This window comes from Streptomyces drozdowiczii, from assembly GCF_026167665.1.
Lineage (GTDB): Bacteria > Actinomycetota > Actinomycetes > Streptomycetales > Streptomycetaceae > Streptomyces > Streptomyces drozdowiczii_A.
This window is the reverse complement of the sequence record NZ_CP098740.1, coordinates 6599022-6617749: the sequence shown is the minus strand read 5'-3', so window position 1 is coordinate 6617749 and position 18728 is coordinate 6599022. Positions and strand designations below refer to the sequence as shown.

The 18728-nt window shown below is 73.0% G+C and carries 18 protein-coding genes; 11 read left to right on the top strand and 7 right to left on the bottom strand.

Annotation, left to right across the window (positions count from 1 at the left end; translation table 11 throughout):
* Genes NEH16_RS29935 through NEH16_RS29915 form a run of 5 tightly spaced genes read left to right on the top strand, consistent with a single transcriptional unit; the run spans nucleotide 1 to nucleotide 5696 of the window.
* Nucleotides 1-1080, top strand: a complete 1080-nt coding sequence (locus tag NEH16_RS29935; RefSeq protein WP_265546148.1) for a glycoside hydrolase family 130 protein — start codon at nucleotides 1-3, stop codon at nucleotides 1078-1080.
* Complete coding sequence (locus NEH16_RS29930; protein WP_265546147.1) at nucleotides 1077-2297, top strand: Gfo/Idh/MocA family protein; 1221 nt, start codon at nucleotides 1077-1079, stop codon at nucleotides 2295-2297. The genes NEH16_RS29935 and NEH16_RS29930 overlap by 4 nt, the downstream gene beginning before the upstream one ends.
* Nucleotides 2294-3901: a glycoside hydrolase family 13 protein gene (locus NEH16_RS29925; protein ID WP_265546146.1), complete on the top strand. Its 1608-nt coding sequence runs from the start codon at nucleotides 2294-2296 to the stop codon at nucleotides 3899-3901. The genes NEH16_RS29930 and NEH16_RS29925 overlap by 4 nt, the downstream gene beginning before the upstream one ends.
* The gene (locus tag NEH16_RS29920) at nucleotides 3870-5273 is read left to right on the top strand and encodes a phosphomannomutase/phosphoglucomutase (RefSeq protein WP_265546144.1); all 1404 of its coding nucleotides are present in this window, start codon (nucleotides 3870-3872) and stop codon (nucleotides 5271-5273) included. The genes NEH16_RS29925 and NEH16_RS29920 overlap by 32 nt, the downstream gene beginning before the upstream one ends.
* A gap of 27 nt (nucleotides 5274-5300) precedes the next feature.
* A complete protein-coding gene (locus NEH16_RS29915; RefSeq protein ID WP_265546143.1) occupies nucleotides 5301-5696 on the top strand; it encodes a hypothetical protein in 396 nt (131 codons plus the stop codon).
* A gap of 15 nt (nucleotides 5697-5711) precedes the next feature.
* On the opposite strand, the gene NEH16_RS29910 is transcribed toward NEH16_RS29915, so the two are convergent.
* Nucleotides 5712-6203: an allene oxide cyclase barrel-like domain-containing protein gene (locus NEH16_RS29910; RefSeq protein ID WP_265546141.1), complete on the bottom strand. Its 492-nt coding sequence runs from the start codon at nucleotides 6201-6203 to the stop codon at nucleotides 5712-5714.
* 157 nt (nucleotides 6204-6360) lie between these two features.
* Between NEH16_RS29910 and NEH16_RS29905 the strand changes: the two genes are divergently transcribed.
* The gene (locus NEH16_RS29905; RefSeq protein ID WP_265546139.1) at nucleotides 6361-6810 is read left to right on the top strand and encodes a GNAT family N-acetyltransferase; all 450 of its coding nucleotides are present in this window, start codon (nucleotides 6361-6363) and stop codon (nucleotides 6808-6810) included.
* Nucleotides 6811-6823: 13 nt separating this feature from the next.
* Here NEH16_RS29905 and NEH16_RS29900 read toward each other — a convergent pair whose 3' ends face one another.
* Nucleotides 6824-7477 (bottom strand): TetR/AcrR family transcriptional regulator, encoded by a 654-nt coding sequence (locus tag NEH16_RS29900; protein ID WP_374215589.1) that lies wholly within the window; start codon nucleotides 7475-7477, stop codon nucleotides 6824-6826.
* A 227-nt stretch (nucleotides 7478-7704) separates the two neighbouring features.
* Between NEH16_RS29900 and NEH16_RS29895 the strand changes: the two genes are divergently transcribed.
* Nucleotides 7705-9606 carry an RICIN domain-containing protein gene (locus NEH16_RS29895; protein WP_265546138.1) on the top strand — a complete coding sequence of 634 codons (1902 nt, stop codon included), beginning with the start codon at nucleotides 7705-7707 and terminating at the stop codon, nucleotides 9604-9606.
* A gap of 65 nt (nucleotides 9607-9671) precedes the next feature.
* On the opposite strand, the gene NEH16_RS29890 is transcribed toward NEH16_RS29895, so the two are convergent.
* Nucleotides 9672-9959: a hypothetical protein gene (locus tag NEH16_RS29890; RefSeq protein WP_073969158.1), complete on the bottom strand. Its 288-nt coding sequence runs from the start codon at nucleotides 9957-9959 to the stop codon at nucleotides 9672-9674.
* A 173-nt stretch (nucleotides 9960-10132) separates the two neighbouring features.
* On the opposite strand from NEH16_RS29890, the gene NEH16_RS29885 reads away from it, so the two are divergent.
* Genes NEH16_RS29885 through NEH16_RS29870 form a run of 4 tightly spaced genes read left to right on the top strand, consistent with a single transcriptional unit; the run spans nucleotide 10133 to nucleotide 14301 of the window.
* Nucleotides 10133-10888: a (5-formylfuran-3-yl)methyl phosphate synthase gene (locus NEH16_RS29885; protein ID WP_265546135.1), complete on the top strand. Its 756-nt coding sequence runs from the start codon at nucleotides 10133-10135 to the stop codon at nucleotides 10886-10888.
* Between the two features lie 7 nt (nucleotides 10889-10895).
* Nucleotides 10896-12281: an aldehyde dehydrogenase family protein gene (locus tag NEH16_RS29880; protein ID WP_265546133.1), complete on the top strand. Its 1386-nt coding sequence runs from the start codon at nucleotides 10896-10898 to the stop codon at nucleotides 12279-12281.
* Nucleotides 12278-13390, top strand: a complete 1113-nt coding sequence (locus NEH16_RS29875) for an NAD(P)-dependent alcohol dehydrogenase (protein ID WP_265546132.1) — start codon at nucleotides 12278-12280, stop codon at nucleotides 13388-13390. Before NEH16_RS29880 ends, NEH16_RS29875 begins: the two co-directional genes overlap by 4 nt.
* On the top strand, nucleotides 13387-14301 hold the full coding sequence (locus NEH16_RS29870; RefSeq protein ID WP_073969154.1) for a class I SAM-dependent methyltransferase: 915 nt from the start codon (nucleotides 13387-13389) through the stop codon (nucleotides 14299-14301). The genes NEH16_RS29875 and NEH16_RS29870 overlap by 4 nt, the downstream gene beginning before the upstream one ends.
* A 3-nt stretch (nucleotides 14302-14304) precedes the next feature.
* On the opposite strand, the gene NEH16_RS29865 is transcribed toward NEH16_RS29870, so the two are convergent.
* The 4 genes from NEH16_RS29865 to NEH16_RS29850 all read right to left on the bottom strand — a co-directional run bounded on the left by NEH16_RS29865 (nucleotide 14305) and on the right by NEH16_RS29850 (nucleotide 18602).
* Nucleotides 14305-14808: a GNAT family N-acetyltransferase gene (locus NEH16_RS29865; RefSeq protein ID WP_265546130.1), complete on the bottom strand. Its 504-nt coding sequence runs from the start codon at nucleotides 14806-14808 to the stop codon at nucleotides 14305-14307.
* A 4-nt stretch (nucleotides 14809-14812) separates the two neighbouring features.
* Nucleotides 14813-16903: an excinuclease ABC subunit UvrA gene (locus tag NEH16_RS29860; protein ID WP_265546128.1), complete on the bottom strand. Its 2091-nt coding sequence runs from the start codon at nucleotides 16901-16903 to the stop codon at nucleotides 14813-14815.
* Nucleotides 16876-17145, bottom strand: a complete 270-nt coding sequence (locus NEH16_RS29855; protein ID WP_265546126.1) for a hypothetical protein — start codon at nucleotides 17143-17145, stop codon at nucleotides 16876-16878. The genes NEH16_RS29860 and NEH16_RS29855 overlap by 28 nt, the downstream gene beginning before the upstream one ends.
* 77 nt (nucleotides 17146-17222) lie before the next feature.
* Complete coding sequence (locus NEH16_RS29850; RefSeq protein ID WP_374215629.1) at nucleotides 17223-18602, bottom strand: glycoside hydrolase family 76 protein; 1380 nt, start codon at nucleotides 18600-18602, stop codon at nucleotides 17223-17225.
* Nucleotides 18603-18728 lie beyond the last annotated feature (126 nt).

Here is an 18728-nt window from a genome sequence, read left to right as displayed (position 1 = left end):
ATGAGCAACACCACCACCGCCACCACAATCCCCTACCGCATGGTCCGCAAGGGTGTCGTCATGTCCCCGCTGGCCGGTGAGGCGAACGAGGTCGAGGGCGTCCTGAACCCCGCCTCCGGCCGCACCCCGGACGGCACCCTGCACCTGCTGCCCCGCCTGGTCGCCGAGGGCAACGTCTCCCGCGTCGGCCTCGCCGAGGTGACCTTCGACGGGGCGGGCGTCCCGAACGGCGTCGAGCGCCGCGGCACCGTCCTCTCCCCCGACGAGGGCTGGGAGCGCGGCAAGAACAACGCCGGGGTCGAGGACCCGCGCATCACCTGGATACCGTCGCTCGGCAAGCACGTCATGAGCTACGTGGCCTACGGCCCGCTCGGCCCGAAGCCGGCGCTGGCCGTGTCCGAGAACCTCACCGACTGGACCCGTCTCGGCCCGATCCAGTTCGCCTACCAGCCGGACCTGGACACCGACCTCAACCTCTTCCCGAACAAGGACGTCGTCCACTTCCCCGAGCCGGTCCCGGGCCCGGACGGCGAGATGGCGTACGCGATGCTGCACCGCCCGATGTGGGACCTGGGCTGGTTCCGCCCGGGCGAGGGCGTCCACCTGCCCGCCGGTGTCACCGACGAGCGCCCCGGCATCTGGATCAGCTATGTGCCGGTCGCCGAGGTGGAGGCCGACATCACCGCCCTGGTCCGGCCGCGCGACCACAGGCTGCTGGCCCTCTCCGAGTACCCCTGGGAGTCCCTGAAGATCGGCGGCGGCCCCGCCCCGATCCGGGTGCCCGAGGGCTGGCTGCTCATCCACCACGGCGTGTCGGGCACCATCGAGGACCCGTGGGCGCAGAACCAGGACGTGGCGTACGCGGCCGGGGCGATGATCCTCGACCCGGCCGACCCGTCCCGTGTCCTCGCCCGCTCCGACCAGCCGCTGATGGCCCCGGAGACCGAGGAGGAGCGCTCGGGCACCGTCCCGAACGTCGTCTTCCCGACGGCGATCGAGGAGATCGACGGCGAGCTGTACGTGTTCTACGGCATGGCCGACGCCCACATCGGCGTGGCCCTCCTGGAGCGCACGGCATGACGGACGGCGCCCTCGGTATCGGCCTGGCCGGCTGCGGCGGCTTCGCGGAGTTCGTCCTCGACGCGATCGCCGGGCTGCCCGGTCTGCGGCTCGCGGCGGTCGCCGACCCCTCGCGGGAGCGGTCCCGGCTGCTCGGTGAGCGGCACGGCGTTCCGGCGCTGGATTCGCTGGACGAGCTCCTCGAGCGGGACGACGTGGCGGCCGTGCTGATCGCCACCCCGCCCGCGACCCACGCGGCGATGGCCACGGCCGCGCTGCGCGCGGGGCGCCACGTCTTCTGCGAGAAGCCTCTCGCCACCACGACCGAGGACGCCTCGGCGGTCGTCCACGAGGCGCGGCGCGCCGGGCGTGCCCTGGTCGTGGACCATGTGCTGCGCTACAACCCGCTGCTGCGGGCGGTGGAGCGGCTGACCGCGCGGGGGCTGCTCGCGCCGCCGCGCCGGTTCCTGTTCGAGAACGACGCGTCCGACGAGGACCTGGGCCCCGGGCACTGGTTCTGGGACCCGGCGCACAGCGGCGGCATCTTCATCGAGCACGGCGTCCACTTCTTCGACGCCGCCCGCGCGCTGCTCGGCTCCGACCCGGTCAGCGTGCGGGCCACCTCGGTCGCCCGCCCGGGCGGCCCGGTCGACATGGTCAGCGCCGATGTGGTGCACCCCGGGGGCGTGCTCGCCTCGCACCTGCACTCCTTCACGCACGCCCATCGCGCCGAGCGGCAGCTGATGCGCCTGGACCACGGGTTCGCGGAGAGCCGGATCAGCGGCTGGATCCCCGTACACGCGGAGATCACGGCGTGGGTGGACGAGGACGGCGCCCGTGCCTGGGAGGAGCTGCCGGAGCTGCGGGACGACCTGCTGGCCGTCGAGGGGTTCCGGCCCGGCGGCGGCGAGCGGATCACCGTGCGCGTGGAGCGGGACGCCGGGCCCGCCGCGCCGGGCCGGGGCCGGGGCGAGGAGCGCACGGTGCCGCACCGCGTGACCGCCGTCCTGGACCTGGGCGGCGAGCCGCGCAAGCCGTACGTGTACGCGCAGAGCGTGCGCGCCGCGATGGCCGATCTGGTGCGGGCGGCCCGTACGGGTGAGCCCCCGGTGGCCGGACCGGTCAGCGGTTTCGCGGCGGTCGCGGTCGCCGAGGCGGCCACGGTCGCCGCCGCGACGGGCGCCGAGCAGCACGTCCTGGCCCCCGGCCCGGCCCTCTTCGAAGGAGTCCCCGCATGAACTGGTGGCAGGACATGGTCTGCTACGAGGTGTACCCCCGGGCCTTCGCCGATTCGGACGGGGACGGGACGGGCGACCTCGCCGGCCTGACCGCGCGCCTGGAGCACATCCGGGACCTGGGCGCGGACGCCGTGTGGTGCACCCCGTTCTACCCGTCCCCGCTGACCGACGGCGGCTACGACATCTCCGACTACACGGGCGTCGCCCCGGACCTGGGGACGGACGCGGACGCCGGACGGCTGACGGCCCGCGCCCACGAGCTGGGCCTCAAGCTGATCGTGGACCTCGTCCCGAACCACACGTCGGACCGCCACCCGTGGTTCCTGGACGCCCTCGCGGCGGGCCCGGGGTCGGCGGAGCGGGAGATGTACCTGTTCCGGGCGGGCCGGGGCGAGGCCGGGGAACTGCCGCCGAACGACTGGCAGTCGGCGTTCGGCGGACCCGCCTGGACGCGGGTCGCGGACGGCGAGTGGTACTGCCATCTGCACGCGTCCGAGCAGCCCGACCTGAACTGGCGCAACCCGAAGGTGCGCGACGCGTTCACGGAGGTCCTGCGCTACTGGCTGGACCGGGGGGTGGACGGCTTCCGGGTGGACGTGGCGCACGCCCTGTTCAAGGCGGAGGGCCTGCCGGACGCCGGGCCCGGGCAGCACGCCGACCCGCTGCGCAACCACCTGATGCCCTACTACGACCAGGAGGAGCTGCACCCGCTGTACCGCGAGTGGCGGGCGCTGCTCGACACCCATCCGGCGCCGCCGGGGGCGGTGGCGCCGCACGACCGGGTGATGGTCGCGGAGTCGGCCGTCTTCGACCCGGCGCGGCTGGCCCGCTACATCCGCCCCGACGAGATGCACCAGGCGTTCAACTTCGCCTTCCTGGAGGCGGCTTGGAACCCGGCGGAGCTGCGGCGCGTCATCGACGACTCGTTCGGGGTGCCGGGCGCGGCCGTCACCTGGCTGCTCTCCAGCCATGACGCGGTGCGTCCGGTCACCCGGTACGGCTCGCTCGCGCGGGCCCGCGCCGCCGCGCTGCTGATGCTGGCGCTGCCCGGCTCCGCGTACCTCTACCAGGGCGAAGAGCTGGGCCTGCCCCAGGCCGAGGTGCCCGTCGACCGCATCCGCGACCCGCTGTGGGAGCGGTCCGGCCGCACGGAGCGCGGGCGCGACGGGGCGCGGGTGCCGATGCCGTGGTCCGGCGCGCGGGCGCCGTACGGCTTCACCACGGCGGACGCCGGGGCCACCTGGCTGCCGCAGCCCGATGGCTGGGCCGGTCTCACCGTCGCCGCGCAGGAGACGGACCCCGGCTCGACGCTCGCCCTGTACCGGGCGGCGCTCCGGCTGCGCCGCGCCCATCCGGCCCCGGACCCGGCGGCGCCGCCCGTCTGGCTCTCGGAGCCGGGGGCGCCCATCCTGGTGTTCCGGCGCGGGGAGTTGGGGTGCGCCGTCAATCTGGGCGCCGAGTCCGTACCCGCGCCCGGCCGCCCGCTGCTCAGCAGTGGACCGCTCGACGGGGACGCGCTGCCGCCCGACACGGCCGTGTGGTTCCTCGCCCCGCCCTCTTCCCGTACCGCCCATGGAGACACCTGTGACGACGCCCGTGACTGAACCGACGCCCCGGACCGACCTGTCGGGGCTCGTCAAGGCGTACGACGTACGCGGTGTGGTGCCGGACCAGTGGGACGAGGCGACGGCGGAGCTGTTCGGTGCCGCGTTCGTCCGGGTGACCGGTGCGGGCGCGATCGTGACGGGGCACGACATGCGGCCCTCCTCCCCCGGTCTGGCCCGGGCGTTCGCGCGCGGCGCCACCGGGCAGGGGGCCGACGTCACGGAGATCGGGCTGTGCTCGACCGACCAGCTTTACTACGCGTCGGGCTCGCTGGGGCTCGCCGGTGCGATGTTCACCGCCTCGCACAACCCGGCCCGCTACAACGGCATCAAGCTGTGCCGGGCCGGTGCGGAACCGGTCGGCCAGGACACCGGTCTCGCCGACATCCGCGCGCTCGTGGAGCGGTGGACGGACGAGGGCGCCCCGGCCCCGGCCGCCCGCGCGGGTTCGGTGACCGGGCAGGACACCCTGGCCGGGTACGCCGCGTATCTGCACTCCCTGGTGGACCTGTCCGCGATCCGCCCGCTGAAGGTGGTGGTGGACGCGGGCAACGGCATGGGCGGCCACACGGTCCCGACGGTGCTCGCGGGGCTGCCGCTGACCGTGGTGCCGATGTACTTCGAGCTGGACGGCACGTTCCCGAACCACGAGGCCAACCCGCTGGAGCCGGCGAACATCGTGGACCTCCAGGCCCGGGTGCGCGCCGAGGGCGCCGACCTCGGGCTCGCCTTCGACGGGGACGCGGACCGCTGCTTCGTCGTGGACGAGAACGGCGACCCGGTCTCGCCGTCGGCGATCACGGCCCTGGTCGCCTCGCGCGAGCTGGCGCGGCACCCGGGTGCGACCGTCATCCACAACCTCATCACCTCGCGCGCGGTGCCCGAGGTGATCCGCGCTGCGGGCGGCACCCCCGTCCGTACCCGGGTCGGCCACTCGTTCATCAAGGCCGAAATGGCCCGTACCGGGGCGGTGTTCGGTGGCGAGCACTCCGCGCACTACTACTTCCGCGACTTCTGGAACGCGGACACGGGCATGCTGGCCGCGCTCCACGTCCTCGCCGCGCTCGGCGGCCAGGACGGCCCGCTGTCGGCGCTGACCCGCCGCTTCGAGCGGTACGCCGCGTCGGGCGAGATCAACTCCACGGTCACCGACCAGGCCGCCCGTACCGCGGAGGTCCGCGCGGAGTGGGAGTCCCGCCCCGGCGTCACGGCGGACACCCTGGACGGGCTCACCGTCAGCGGCCCCGACTGGTGGTTCAACCTCCGCCCGTCCAACACGGAACCGCTGCTGCGGCTCAACGTGGAGGCGGCCACGGAGGAGTTGATGGGGCAGGTCCGGGACGAGGTGCTGGCGACGGTGCGCGAAGCCTGACGGACACCGCCGGGCACAATGCGGCCCATGAGCCTGCACTACGAAGTCGTCTTCACCTGCTTCCTCCGCGAGGACACCCCGGCCCCGGTGCTGGACGCCCTGCGGTGGCACCTCGGCCTGACCGAGGAGCCACCGCCGGGGTACGGCGAGGAGGAGTACGCGTATCCGCTGCTCCGCCCGGACCCGCACACGCGCCTCCCCGGCGGGGACTTCGCTTCCCTGCGCCTCCAGGACAAGGGCTGGGGCCTCTACAGCCGCAACTACTGGCTGGACGACGACATGGGCGAACTGGTCACGGTCCTGGACCTGCTCGCCCCGCACGTCGCGAGCCCCGGGCCCGGCGGCTTCTTCCGCGAGGAGGACGAGACCCGTCCGACGGTCTTCACGTTCCGGGACGGCGCCTATGACGCGCTGAAGCCCTGAGGACCGCGGGTGCCCCTACTCGGTGCCGTCCGTCAGGGTGACGGTGAGGGTGTCCTCGTCGCGGGTGAGGTGTTCGATGGTGACCGAGCCCTCCGCGCCGCTGTAGCTGCCGGTGCCACCGGTGACGGCGAACTCGTGGGTCCAGCGGCGTGAGTCGAGGGGCAGTTCGGTCACGGCGGGGAGCGGGCGCTGGAAGGCGGTGGAGGCCGTGATCATGCCGTCGGTGAGGGCCAGGACCAGGGTGGCCATGACGAAGGAGCCGTCGGGCCCCACGGTGACGGGCATGCAGTGCGCGTTCTCGGTGCCCACGGCACGGCCGTCGGCGTCCGTCAGGTCGTAACGCACGAAGTACGGGAGGCCGACGGTCAGCACGTCCGGGATGTTCGCGCCGGTGCGCCTGCCGTGCAGGGTGAACTGCCGGTCGGCCCTTCGTGTCGCGTGGGCGGTTCCGGCGGCTCCGGCCGCCAGTCCGCCGGTGATCGTCGCCGCCGAGGTCAGTCGCATCATGCTTCTGCGGTCCATGCGGGTCATCCCGTGTCTCACACCCTTGCTCGTCCGGTACGCGGTGCGGGGCCGCACCTCACGGGTAACGTCGTCCGGGGGCGGAACGGATCGCCCTCCACCGCAAGATCACCGGAACGCAGGAGCCCCTAGGCTCACGGGTGTGGAGATCACCGTACGAACCGCCGCCGAGCAGGACCTTCCCGCACTGCTCGCCCTCTACCGCGAGGTGAACCCCGACGACCCGGCCCTGTCGCCGGAGGCCGCCCGGGCCGGGTGGGCGCGCATCGCGGCACAGCAGGGGCGCACCGTTCTCGTCGCGGAGGCCGACGGGGCCGTCGTCGGAACGGCCGACAGCATCGTCATGCCGAACCTGACCCGGGGCGGCCGGGGCATCCTCTTCGTGGAGAACGTCGTGGTCGCCGGGGCCGGCCGCCGACGGGGCGTCGGGCGGCGGCTGCTGGACGCGGTGGTGGGCCTCGCGGAGGAGGCCGGCTGCTACAAGGTGCAGTTGCTTGCCGCGGATGACGCGTACGTGCACACGTTCTACGAGTCGTGCGGCTTCGAGCCGCGCGCCCAGGGGTTCCGGCGCTACCTCGCGCGCGAGGGGTGACCCGTGGGGCCGTTCAGCCGTCCGCGCCGAAGCGGTCCGGGGCCAGGGTCCTGAGCAGGGCGTTGACCACCAGGTCCGTCGAGGCGGCCATGTCCACGGCGCCGGGGGCCAGCAGCCACTGGACCTGGAGGCCGTCCATCACGGCGATGACCGCGTTGGCCGCGTGCCCGACCTTCTCCGAACCGTCGTCGGGGAGGCCGCACGCCTCGCGGAGGGCGTCGGCGACGAAGCCCCGCAGCCCGTCGTAGCGGTCCCGGAAGTAGTCCTGCGCCGGGTGGTCGTCCGTGACGGACTCCGCCGACAGGACGGCGTACAGGCGGACGATGCCCTCGCGTTCGGCGTTGCGGATCGCCGTGTCGACCAGGTGGCGCAGGAAGGCCAGGCCCTGCGGGCGGTCCGGGCCCAGCTGCTGGATGTCCGACTGGTCGCGCAGTTCGAGGACGCTGGTGAGCAGGAGCGCCTTGGACCGGAAGTAGTGCAGGACACCGGCCTGGGTGAGGCCGACCCGCTCGGCGATCTCGGCGAGCGAGGCGTTGTTGTAGCCACGGGCGGCGAAGGTGTCCATCGCGATGTGCAGGATGTCCCGCTGCCGCTGCTGGGCTTCCGGGCTCCTGGGCGTGCGGGGCTTGGCCGACCGGCCGGACCTGCCTGCTGACTGGTTGCTCACCGGCACAGCTTAGACCGGCCGGAACGGGGGTCAACGGGGGCGTCCGGGGCGCTGACCTGGGGGCGGCGGGGGCTCGGGGGCCTCCCGCACCAATGCGCGTCCGACTACTTACTAACCACTTAGTGGGTGTGCTTTCATATCGCCGTCGTCCACGGAACCGCGCCCCGCCACGGTGTCCGAGGGACGCGCCATGTCCTCCCCCAGGCATGACCGAAGGAGAGCCGCACATGTCCCACGACACTCCCCCGCGCCCCCGGGCGCGCGCCGCAGGCGCGGCCCTGGCGATGGCCGTCGCGGCCGTCGGCCTGGCCGGCAGCGGTACGGCCGCGCAGGCCGCGGACCCCACGGCCCAGGTGTGGGTCACCACCCCCGACGGCGCGAAGAAGCTGTCCGCCGAGGGCTCCGTCGCCTTCACGGGCTCGCCGCAGGGCGTCGACATCCGCGTCGACGCCAACAGCAAGGGCCAGAAGTTCACCGGGGCGGGCGCCTCGGTCACCGGGGCCTCGGCCCACCTCATCCAGGGCCTGCCGCAGGACAAGCGGAACGCGCTGATGACCTCGCTGTTCTCGTCCGCCGGCGACGGCATCGGGCTCAGCTATCTGCGCCAGCCGCTCGGGAGCAGCGACTTCAACGCGGACAGCAGCCTCTACACGTACGAGGACACCCGCGGCTCCTTCTCCATCGACCGGGACAAGGCCGAGATCATTCCGGTCCTGAAGCAGGCCACCTCGGTCAACCCGGCCATCCGCTTCATGGGCACACCCTGGTCGCCGCCCGCCTGGATGAAGACCAACAACGCGCTGAACGGCGGCAGCCTCAAGACGGACAGCTACCAGGCGTACGCCGACTACCTGGTCAAGGCGATCAAGGCGTACGGGCAGCAGGGCATCACGCTGACCGACCTCACCGTGCAGAACGAGCCGGAGTTCGCCGCGAGTTACCCGTCGATGACCATGTCGTCGTCGCAGCAGGCGGACTTCTTCAAGGTGCTCGACCGTACGCTGACGGCGGCGAACCTGCCGACGAACCTGCTGGCCTTCGACCACAACTGGGACCACCCCAACTACCCGTTGGAGGTCTTCAACGCGACCCCGGGCATGAGCCGGGTGATCGGCGCCGCGTTCCACTGCTACGGCGGCAACCCGTCCGCCCAGCAGCAGGTCGTCAACGCCGGGAAGCGGGTGTTCTTCACGGAGTGCTCCGGTACGGAGAGCGCCGACCGGTCCACCACGTTCGCCGACACCCTCAAGTGGCACGCCGAGAACCTCGTCGTGCAGAACATGCGCAACGGCGGCGAGACGGTCGTCGACTGGAACCTGGCCCTGGACCAGAACGGCGGCCCGCACCAGGGCGGTTGCTCGGACCGCTGCAACGGCGTCGTGGAGATCGCGAACGGCAATGTGACCCGTAACGCCGAGTACTACGTGCTGGGGCAGCTCGCCAAGTTCGTCAAGCCCGGCGCCACCCGCATCGGCTCGACCAGCCAGGGCAGCGGCGGGGTGGAGAACGTCGCCTTCCAGAACCCGGACGGCAGCCGTGCCGCGTACGTCGTCAACTCGGCCACGAGCGCGCAGAAGTTCTCGCTGACCGACAACGGCAGGTCGCTGGTCTACACGCTGCCCGCGGGCGCGGTCGCCACCTTCGTGTGGAGCGGCACCGACGGCGGCACCACGGAGCCGCCCACGGGCTCCATCGACTCCTCCGCCTGGTACCGGGTGAAGAACGCCAACAGCGGTACCTGCCTGGACGCCGCCGACTGGGGCACCGCCGACGGGACCGCGCTCCAGCAGTGGAGCTGCACCACCGGCGCCAACCAGAGCTGGCAGTTCCGGTCCGCAGGTGACGGCACCTACCAGGTCGTCAACCGGCACAACAGCAAGGTGTGGGACGTCGACGGCGGCCCCGGCGCGACCGCGTCCGGCACCCGGGTGCACCTGTGGTCGTACGTGGGCGGCACCAACCAGCAGTGGCGGGCGGAGCCCTCCGGCGCGGCCGGCCGCTACCGCTTCGTCGCCCGCAACAGCGGCAAGTGCCTGGCCGTGGACGGCGGTTCCACGGCCAACGGGGCGCACCTCTCGCAGCAGCCGTGCGACGGATCGGCGGCGCAGACCTTCTCCCTGGAGAGCTGAGCACCCCCGTCCGTGTGCCCCCGCGAGCGGTCCGCTCGCGGGGCCTCGTGCGTACGCCGCCGGGCTCAGCCCAGGCCGCGATGGGCGGCCCACAACGTGCCGGCGCGGCTCGCCCCTTCGGCGACCAGGGCCGCCAGTTCGGGCCGGTCGGGCACCGGGAACGAGACGTACGCGCCCCGGCCGCCCTCCACCGGCCTGCCGTACGCCTTCGCGGCGAGGTGGCCGTCGGGGAGGAGCCTGATGTTGAGGGTGGTCAGCTGGAACTCCGTCCCGCGCCGGGTGTCGGTCCAGCGGAGCTCCGCCGGGATCGTGATGTTGACGGCCAAGGCGCTCACTTCCAGGTCACTGCTCATCCCCGCATGATCCCACGGTGCTCCCCTGCGCCGGGGTGTGCGGCGCATTGCGCGCGGGCGCTGTGCTCCCAGGGGGTCCCGCGCGCTCTACCGGGGCCCCTGGGCGGCGGAAATGATGAGCGCACCGCAGGTCAACCTGGTGATCCGCACCCCTGCGGCGGAAGGAGCCCAAGGTGTTGCTTCTCATCTCTCCGGACAGCGTCGAGGAAGCCGTCGACTGTGCGAAGGCGGCGGAGTATCTCGACATCGTCGATGTGAAGAAGCCCGACGAGGGGTCGCTCGGCGCCAACTTCCCCTGGGTGATCAGGGAGATCCGGGAGGCGGTCCCGGCCGGCAAGCCGGTGTCCGCGACCGTGGGCGACGTCCCGTACAAGCCCGGCACGGTGGCGCAGGCGGCGCTCGGGGCCGTCGTCTCCGGGGCCACGTACATCAAGGTCGGGCTCTACGGGTGCACGACGCCCGACCAGGGCATCGACGTCATGCGGGCCGTCGTCCGGGCGGTGAAGGACTACCGTCCGGAGGCGCTGGTCGTCGCCTCCGGGTATGCCGACGCCCACCGCGTCGGATGCGTCAATCCGCTCGCCCTCCCCGACATCGCGGCCCGGTCCGGTGCCGACGCGGCCATGCTCGACACGGCGATCAAGGACGGCTCCCGGCTGTTCGACCACGTACCGCCGGACGTCTGCGCGGAGTTCGTCGGTCTCGCCCACGCCTCCGGGCTGCTCGCGGCCCTCGCGGGCAGCGTGAAGCAGGCGGACCTCGCGACGCTGACCCGGATCGGCACGGACATCGTGGGGGTGCGCGGGGCGGTCTGCGAGGGCGGTGACCGCAATGCCGGAAGGATTCAGCCGCATCTGGTGGCGGCGTTCCGGGCGGAGATGGACCGGCACGCCCGGGAGTTCGCGGCCGGCGTCACCCTCGCGGGCTGACCGCCGGATGCGGACCTCCGACGAGGCGGGGCGCGGGATCTCCGTGACCGACCCGGCCACCGGGGAGACCTGCGGCGAGGCCCCCGACATGCGGCCGGACGAGCTGGACGCGGTGGTCGGCCGGGCGCACCGGGCCTGGGCCGGGTGGCGGGCCGACGCCGCCGCCCGGACGCACGCGCTGAGCGGCGCGGCCGACGCCGTGGAGGCGGCCGGTGACGGGCTGGCGCGGCTGCTCACCCGGGAGCAGGGCAAGCCGCTGGCCGAGTCGTACGCCGAGGTCGCCCGCACGGCGGCCCGGCTGCGGTACTTCGCGGACCTGGCCCCGAGGACGCGGCGGATCGGCGACGGGCGGCCCGTGCGCAGCGAGGTCCGCTGGCGTCCCGTCGGGCCGGTGGCCGCGATCGTGCCGTGGAACTTCCCGCTGCAACTGGCGGCGGCGAAGTTCGCGCCCGCGCTCGCGGCGGGCAACACCGTGGTCCTCAAACCGTCCCCGTACACCCCCCTGGCCACCCGGCTGCTGGGGTCCGTGCTGGCGGCCGTCCTGCCCGAGGACGTGCTGACCGTGGTCACCGGGCGCGAACCCCTCGGGGCGCGCCTCGCCTCGCATCCGGGCATCCGGCACGTCACCTTCACCGGTTCGGTGCCCACCGGGCGGGCGGTCGCCGAGGGGGCGGCGGCCTCCCTCGCCCGGGTCACCCTGGAACTGGGCGGGAACGACGCGGCCGTCCTGCTGGACGACGTCGATGTGGAGGGGGTCGCGGACCGGCTGTTCTGGGCCGCGTTCCGCAACTGCGGGCAGGTCTGCATGGCGGTCAAGCGGGTGTACGCCCCCGCCCGGCTGCACGCGGAGGTGGTCGAGGCGCTGGCCCTGCGGGCGAAGTCCGTCGCGGTGGGCAGCGGTCTGGACCCGGACACCCGCATCGGTCCGGTCAACAACGCCCCGCAGCTGGCCCGGGTGGCGGAGCTGACCGCACGGGCCCTGGCCGACGGCGCCCGGGCCGCGGCCGGCGGCCACCGGCTGGACAGGCCCGGCCACTTCTTCGCGCCGACGGTCCTCACCGATGTGCCGCCGGACAGCGCGGTGGTGACCGAGGAGCAGTTCGGGCCGGTCCTGCCGGTGCTGCCGTACGGGAGCGTCGACGAGGCGGTCGCCGCGGCCAACGGCACGGGCTTCGGCCTCGGCGGCTCCGTCTGGGGCACTGATCTCGACCGGGCGGAGGCGGTGGCGGACCGGCTGGAGTGCGGCACGGCCTGGATCAACCATCACGCCGAACTGTCGCTCGCCCAGCCGTTCGCCGGGATCAAGGACAGCGGGGTCGGCGTCGCGGGCGGGCCGTGGGGGCTGTACGGAAATCTGCGGCCGTTCGTCGTCCACTGCCCGGAGGCGCCGTGACCAGGAGATTCCGGGCGGCGGTGCTGCGCGCGTACGAGGAGCCGTTCGCGGTCGAGGACGTCGTCCTGCACACCGAGCCCGCCGCCGGTGAGCTGCTGGTGGAGATCGCGGGCGCCGGGATGTGCCGGACCGACCTCGCGGTGCGCCGGTCGGCCGGGCGCAGCCCGCTGCCGGCGGTCCTCGGTCACGAGGGGGCCGGGGTCGTCGTGGGGTCGGGCGGCGGGCCCGGTACGGAGATCCGCGTCGGCGACCCTGTGGTGCTGAGCTTCGACTCCTGCGGGCACTGCCGGAACTGCCGGGGCGCGGCCCCCGCGTACTGCGACTCCTTCGCCGCCCTCAACCTCTTCGGCGGACGTGCGCGGGAGCCGTCCCGGCTCGGCGACGCGGACGGGAAGGCGCTGGCACCCCGGTGGTTCGGCCAGTCCTCGTTCGCCGATTACGCGCTCGTGTCCGCCCGCAACGCCGTCCGCGTCGATCCCGCGCTGCCCGTCGAACTGCTCGGGCCGCTCGGCTGCGGCTTCCTCACCGGGGCCGGGGCGGTGCTGAACACCTTCCGCGCCGGTCCCGGCGACCCGCTGGTGGTCCTCGGTGCCGGGGCGGTAGGGCTCGCCGCGGTCATGGCGGCGCGGGCGGCCGGTGTGCCGGTCGTGGCGGTGGACCGGCTGCCGCAGCGGCTGGAGCTCGCCGAGCGGTTCGGCGCCGTCCCGCTGTCCGCCGACGCGGCCGGGCTGCCGGAGCGCGTCCGCGGGCTGACGGACGGCGGCGCGCGGTACGCGCTGGACACGACGGCGTCGCCGGCGCTGATCAACGACGCGCTCCTGGCGCTGCGCCCGACCGGGACGCTGGGGCTGGTGGCGCGGCTGCACACCGCCCTGGCGCTGGAGCCGGGGACGCTGGACCGGGGCCGGAGCGTCCGCCACATCTGCGAGGGGGACGCGGTGCCGGCGCTGCTGATCCCCGTACTCACGCAGCTGTGGCGGGCCGGGCGGTTCCCCTTCGACCAGCTGATCCGTACCTATCCCCTGGCCGAGATCAACGAGGCCGAACGCGACTGCGAAGCGGGCCGGGTGGTCAAACCCGTCCTGATTCCGGAGGGAAGAAGCCGATGAACGAGGTATGCGGTACGACGTCCGAGGAGCTGGCTGCGGGGGGCGTGGGCGGGGGTGTGGGGCTGACCGCCCTCCTGGTCGCCGCCGCCCGGGCGATCGAGACCCGTCGCGGCGACAGCCTGGCCCGCGACGTCTACGCCGAGCACTTCGTGCGGGCCGCGCCGGCCTGCGACGGGTGGCCGGTGCGGATCGAGGAGGTGCCCGACGGGGACGAGAACGCGTTGTGGGGCCGGTTCGCCCGCTACTTCGGGCTGCGGACGCGGGTCCTGGACGACTTCGTCGTACGGTCGGTGCTGACGGGCGCCCGCCAGGTGGTGCTGCTGGGGGCCGGGCTGGACACCCGGGCGTTCCGGCTGGACTGGCCGTCGGACTGTGTGTTCTTCGAGGTCGACCGGGCGGGCGTGCTGGCCTTCAAGCACCAGGTCCTCGCGGGCCTGTCGGCCGCGCCGAAGGTGAAGCGGGTGCCGATCCCGGTCGACCTGCGCGACGACTGGGTCACCGCGCTGACCGCTTCGGGCTTCGACCCGGCGGCGCCGAGCATCTGGCTGGCGGAGGGGCTGTTGTTCTACCTGCCGGGCCCGGCCGAGACGTATCTCGTGGACACCGTGGACCTGCTGGCCACCGAGGGGAGCGCCCTGGCCTTCGAGGCGAAGCTGGAGGCGGACCTCATGGCGTACCGGGACAGCGCGATCTACACGGCGACGCGTGAACAGATCGGCATCGACCTGCTGGGCCTCTTCGACCCGGGCCCGCGCCCCGACTCGGCGGGCCGGCTCGCCGCGAGGGGCTGGTCCGCGTCGACGCACACGCCCTTCGAGTTCACCCGCCGCCACGGGCGCGGTCCGCTGCCGGAGCCGAACGACGCGTTGGAGGGGAACCGGTGGGTGTTCGCGTACCGGCGTCGGACGTGATGGCTACGGCAACTCGCGGGTGAGCCAGACGACTTCGCCGTTCTCCTCCATGGAGAGGTGGTCCCGTACGAAGTCGAGCTTCTCCAGGACGCGGAGCGAGGGCGCGTTCCAGGTGCCGACGGTCGACCAGAGCCGTCGCCGCCCGGTCGCGGCGGCGGCGCCGACCACGGCGCGGGCGGCCTCGGTGGCGTAGCCCTTGTTGTGCGCTCGCCGGAAGAGTTCGTAGGCGATCTCGGGCTCCTCCAGGGTGGAGCGGCCGATGATCAGTCCGCAGTATCCGATGAAGTCGCCCTCGTCCCGGCGCTGGATGGGGAGCAGCGCGATGCCGGTGTTCTCCGTGCCGGCGAGGAGACCGGCGATGGCCTTGCGGGCGCGCTCCACGGTGTGGTTCTCCTCGCCGCGTTCGGAGAGGAGTCGGCTGAAGTCGGGGGCGTCGGATTCGGCCCAGGGGCGAAGGATCAGTCGCTCGGTCTCCAGGTGGTACGGCATGGTCGCGTAGGTCGGCATGCCCCTACTCTGCCGTACGGCCACGGGTCTTCTTACGGCGCGTCCGGGTCTCCGGGGCGGAGGCGAGCCGGAGGGCGCGGCCGGTCAGCGAGGTGTCGTCGCGGAGGAGGGCGGCGGGGGTGCCGGTGAAGACGATCCGGCCGCCGTCGGTGCCGGCACCGGGCCCGATGTCGATGACGTGGTCGGCGCGGGCGACGACGCGGAGGTTGTGCTCGACCACGACGAGCGTGGCACCGGCCTCCAGGAGGTCGTCGAAGAGCACGTTGATCCGGTCCACGTCGCTGGGGTGCAGTCCGGTGGTCGGCTCGTCCAGGACGATCCGTTCGCCGGCCATGTCGTCCACGCCGTTGAGGTGGCGCGCCAGGAGGAGGCGCTGCTTCTCGCCGCCGGAGAGGGTGTCGAGGGACTGGCCGACGGCGATGTAGCCGAGGCCGACGCGTTGCTGCCAGGACATCGCCGCGACGATCCCGGGGTCGTCGGGGAACTGGTCCGCGAGTTCGTGTGCGGCCATGGAGAGCACGTCGGCGATGGTGCTGCCGCGTACCGTGACGGCGAGGGCGGTGTCGTTGAAGCGCAGGCCGCCGCAGACGTCGCACGGCGTGGAGACGTCGTCCAGGAAGGCCAGCTCGGTGGTGAGGTGGCCCTTGCCCCGGCAGGCGGGGCAGGCGCCCTTGGAGTTGAAGCTGAACCAGGACGGGTCCAGGTCCGATGCCCCGGCGAACGCGCCCCGGACGTGGTCGGCGACGCCGAGGACGGAGAGCGAGGTGGACCGCTGCCCGCCGCGCAGCGGGTCCTGGCCCACGACGGTGAACTCGGGGTGCTGGGAGGGGAGTTCCCGGGTGGCGAGGGAGCTCTTGCCGGAGCCGGCGACTCCGGTGACGGCGGTGAGGACGCCGAGCGGGATCTCGGCGTCGAAGCCGGTCAGGTTGTTGGCCCGGGCCTTCCGGACGACGGCGGAGCCCTGCCGGGGGCGGGCGGTGGTCGCGACCTCCAGGGGAGTGCCGAGCAGCCGCCCGGTCACGGTTCCGCTCGTCCGCAGCGCGTCCGGCGTGCCCTCGAACTCGATCCGCCCGCCGTCGGCCCCGGCGCCCGGGCCGACGTCGATGACGTGGTCCGCGATGTCGATCATCTGCCGGTGGTGCTCGACCACCAGCACGGTGTTGCCCGAGTCCCGCAGCCGGAGCAGCAGATGGGTGAGGAGGTGGACGTCCACGGGGTGCAGGCCGACCGAGGGCTCGTCGAACACATAGGTGACGTCGGTGAGGGCGCTGCCCAGGTGGCGGACGATCTTCACGCGCTGGGCCTCGCCGCCGGAGAGGGTGGACGAGGTCCGGTCCAGGGAGAGGTAGCCCAGGCCCACGGAGCGGAGGGCGTCGAGGGTGGCGCGGATGCCGTCGAGCGCGGGCTCGACACGCGGGTCGTGGGTGTCCGCCAGCAGTTCCCGTAGCCGGGTGACCGACATGGCCGACCAGTCCGCGAGGGAACGGCCGTCGATCAGGCTGGCCCTGGCCGCCTCGTTGAGCCGGGTGCCGCGGCACTCCGGGCAGGTGTGGCGGGTGGTGATGCGGTCCAGTTCCTCGCGGACCTGCGCGGAGATCTTCGTCGGGTGGTTCTTGACGAAGGTGTCGCGCATGCGGGTGATGACGCCGTCGAAGCGGGCGGTCTTGGGGAACTCCGGGTCCGGGTTCGGGAGTTTCAGCTGCTCGGCGTGGAGGAAGAGGTCCATCTCCTCGTCCGTGTAGTCCTTCAGCGGCTTGTCCCGGTCGAACAGACCGCTGTACGCGAACCGCTTCCACCGGTATCCGCCCCGCCGGAACAGGCTGAACCGGACGGGCCCGTCGTTGATGGACTTCTCCGGGTCGATGAGTTCGGCGGGGTCGATGTCGACCACGGTGCCGATGCCCTCGCACTCCGGGCACATTCCCGTCGGGTCGTTGAAGGAGTACGCGGGTGTGTAGCCGGCGGACGGTTCGCCGATCCGGGAGAACACCAGCCGCATCAGCGGTGCGACGTCGCAGGCGGTCGCCACGACCGAGCGGGCGTTGCCGGTGAAGCGGCGCTGGTCGATCAGCGCCGTGAAGGTGAGCCCGTCCATCGACTGGACCTCGGGGCGGGCAGCTGCGGCAGCCGGTTGCGTACGAAGGTCGGGTAGGCGTCGTTGACCAGCCGCTGGGCCTCGGCCGCGATCGTGTCCAGCACCAGCGACGACTTGCCCGAGCCGGACACCCCCGTGACGACGGTGAGCGCCTTCTTGGGGACGTCGACGGTGACGTCCCTGAGGTTGTTCGTCGCCGCGCCGACCACGCGGATCATCCCGGCCGCATGCGCATCGCTCATCAGGGGATCGTACTCAGCCGGGTGTTCCCTCGTGGGTGACGGCGCCCGGCATTTCGCGTGCCGGGCGCCCCGGAGGGTCAGCCGGTGGCGGCGTTGAGGAGGTCGAGCGCGCTCTGCTGGCAGCCGTAGTCGGTGGCCCCGCCGCCGTTCCAGTGCGGGCCGTACTGGTCGAGGGCGTTGCGGTCGCGGTCGTGGGCGGCGTCGGCCCAGCGGGTGAGGGGTGCGGCGTACGGGTGGTCGGAGAGCGCGCGGTCGAGGGTGCCGAGGCCGCGCACGTAGGCGCCCTTGAAGCTGGGGCCGTCCCCGGTGCAGCCGTCGCCCTCGCCGGGTTCGCGCAGGACGCCGTCGGTCTGGAGCCGGACGGTGGACGCGTCGGCGAGGAAGCGGGCGGTCGTCAGGAGGGTCTGGTCGCCGGTGGCCCGGTGCAGTTCGGTGAGTGCGCCCAGGATGACGCCCTGGTTGTAGGTCCAGGTCGGCTGGCCGTTGTTGGCGCAGTTGCCGTCGAGGCCGTCGTTGATCATGCGGTCGCCGTTGATCATGCCGCTGCGCCGGAACCAGTCCCATTCGTTCTTCGCCCGGTCCAGGTACACGGTGTCACCGGGGATGCGGTTGTGCAGGGCGGCCGTGAGGCCGAGGAAGAGTTCGTTGGTGATGGCGTTCTTGTAGTTGCCGCCGGTGTTCCACCGGACCCCGCCGCCGCAGGTGCCGTTCCAGTTGGCGAACATGTGGTCCGCGTCGGCCCGTGCGGTGTCGAGGTAGCGGCTCTCCCCCGTCAGGTCGTAGGCGGCGATCCAGGCGAGGCCCCACCAGCCGGTGTCGTCCAGGTACTCGTTGCGGAACTGCCCACCCTGGGCGTTGATGTTCTTCTCGTACGTGTCCGCGATGGCGTACCGGTAGCTGCCCATGCCGGTGATCCGGATGTTGTCGATGACGGCGGTCAGCGCGTTGGCCGCCGTCCACCAGCCGTTGCCGCCGAAGAGTTTGGTGCCCCGGTCGTACGACATCATCAGGGCGGTCGCGGCGGCGGTGCTCCTGCTGCCCGCGTTCCAGGTGGTGCGGGCCCAGGGGGTGCAGGCGATGGCGCCGCCGCCCGCCGGCTGCCCGCAGGCGCGCAGGGCTCCGACGCCCTGGGTGTTCCAGTCGTCCACGTTGTACATCTGGGTGCGCCAGCCCCGGCCCCCGGAGGGCACGGCGGTGTCGCCCAGCTTGCTGCCGGACGTCCAGGTCCGGCCGCCGTCCATGGACCGGTCCAGCCAGACGTGGTCGCCGGCCGCGCCGTTGTCGATGGAGCCCCAGCCCATCGCGTCGGTGTCGTCGAAGTGCAGGGCGATCGTGCGGGAGTCGACGGCGGCCGTGACGGGGATCCGGTCCTGCGGACTGAGCGCCGGGTCCCGCGCGTCGCAGTACTTGTTGCACACCGCCGCCTCCGGGGCGGCGACGGCGGGCACAGCGCCCAGGAGAAGGGAGGACAACGTTGTCAGTGCGGCACCGAAGAGGGCTGCCCTGGATCGCGCAGGCTTCATGGGGGCTCCCGGAACGACTGGGGGTGACGGAGGGCGCTCCGCCGGAGTACAGGAGAACGC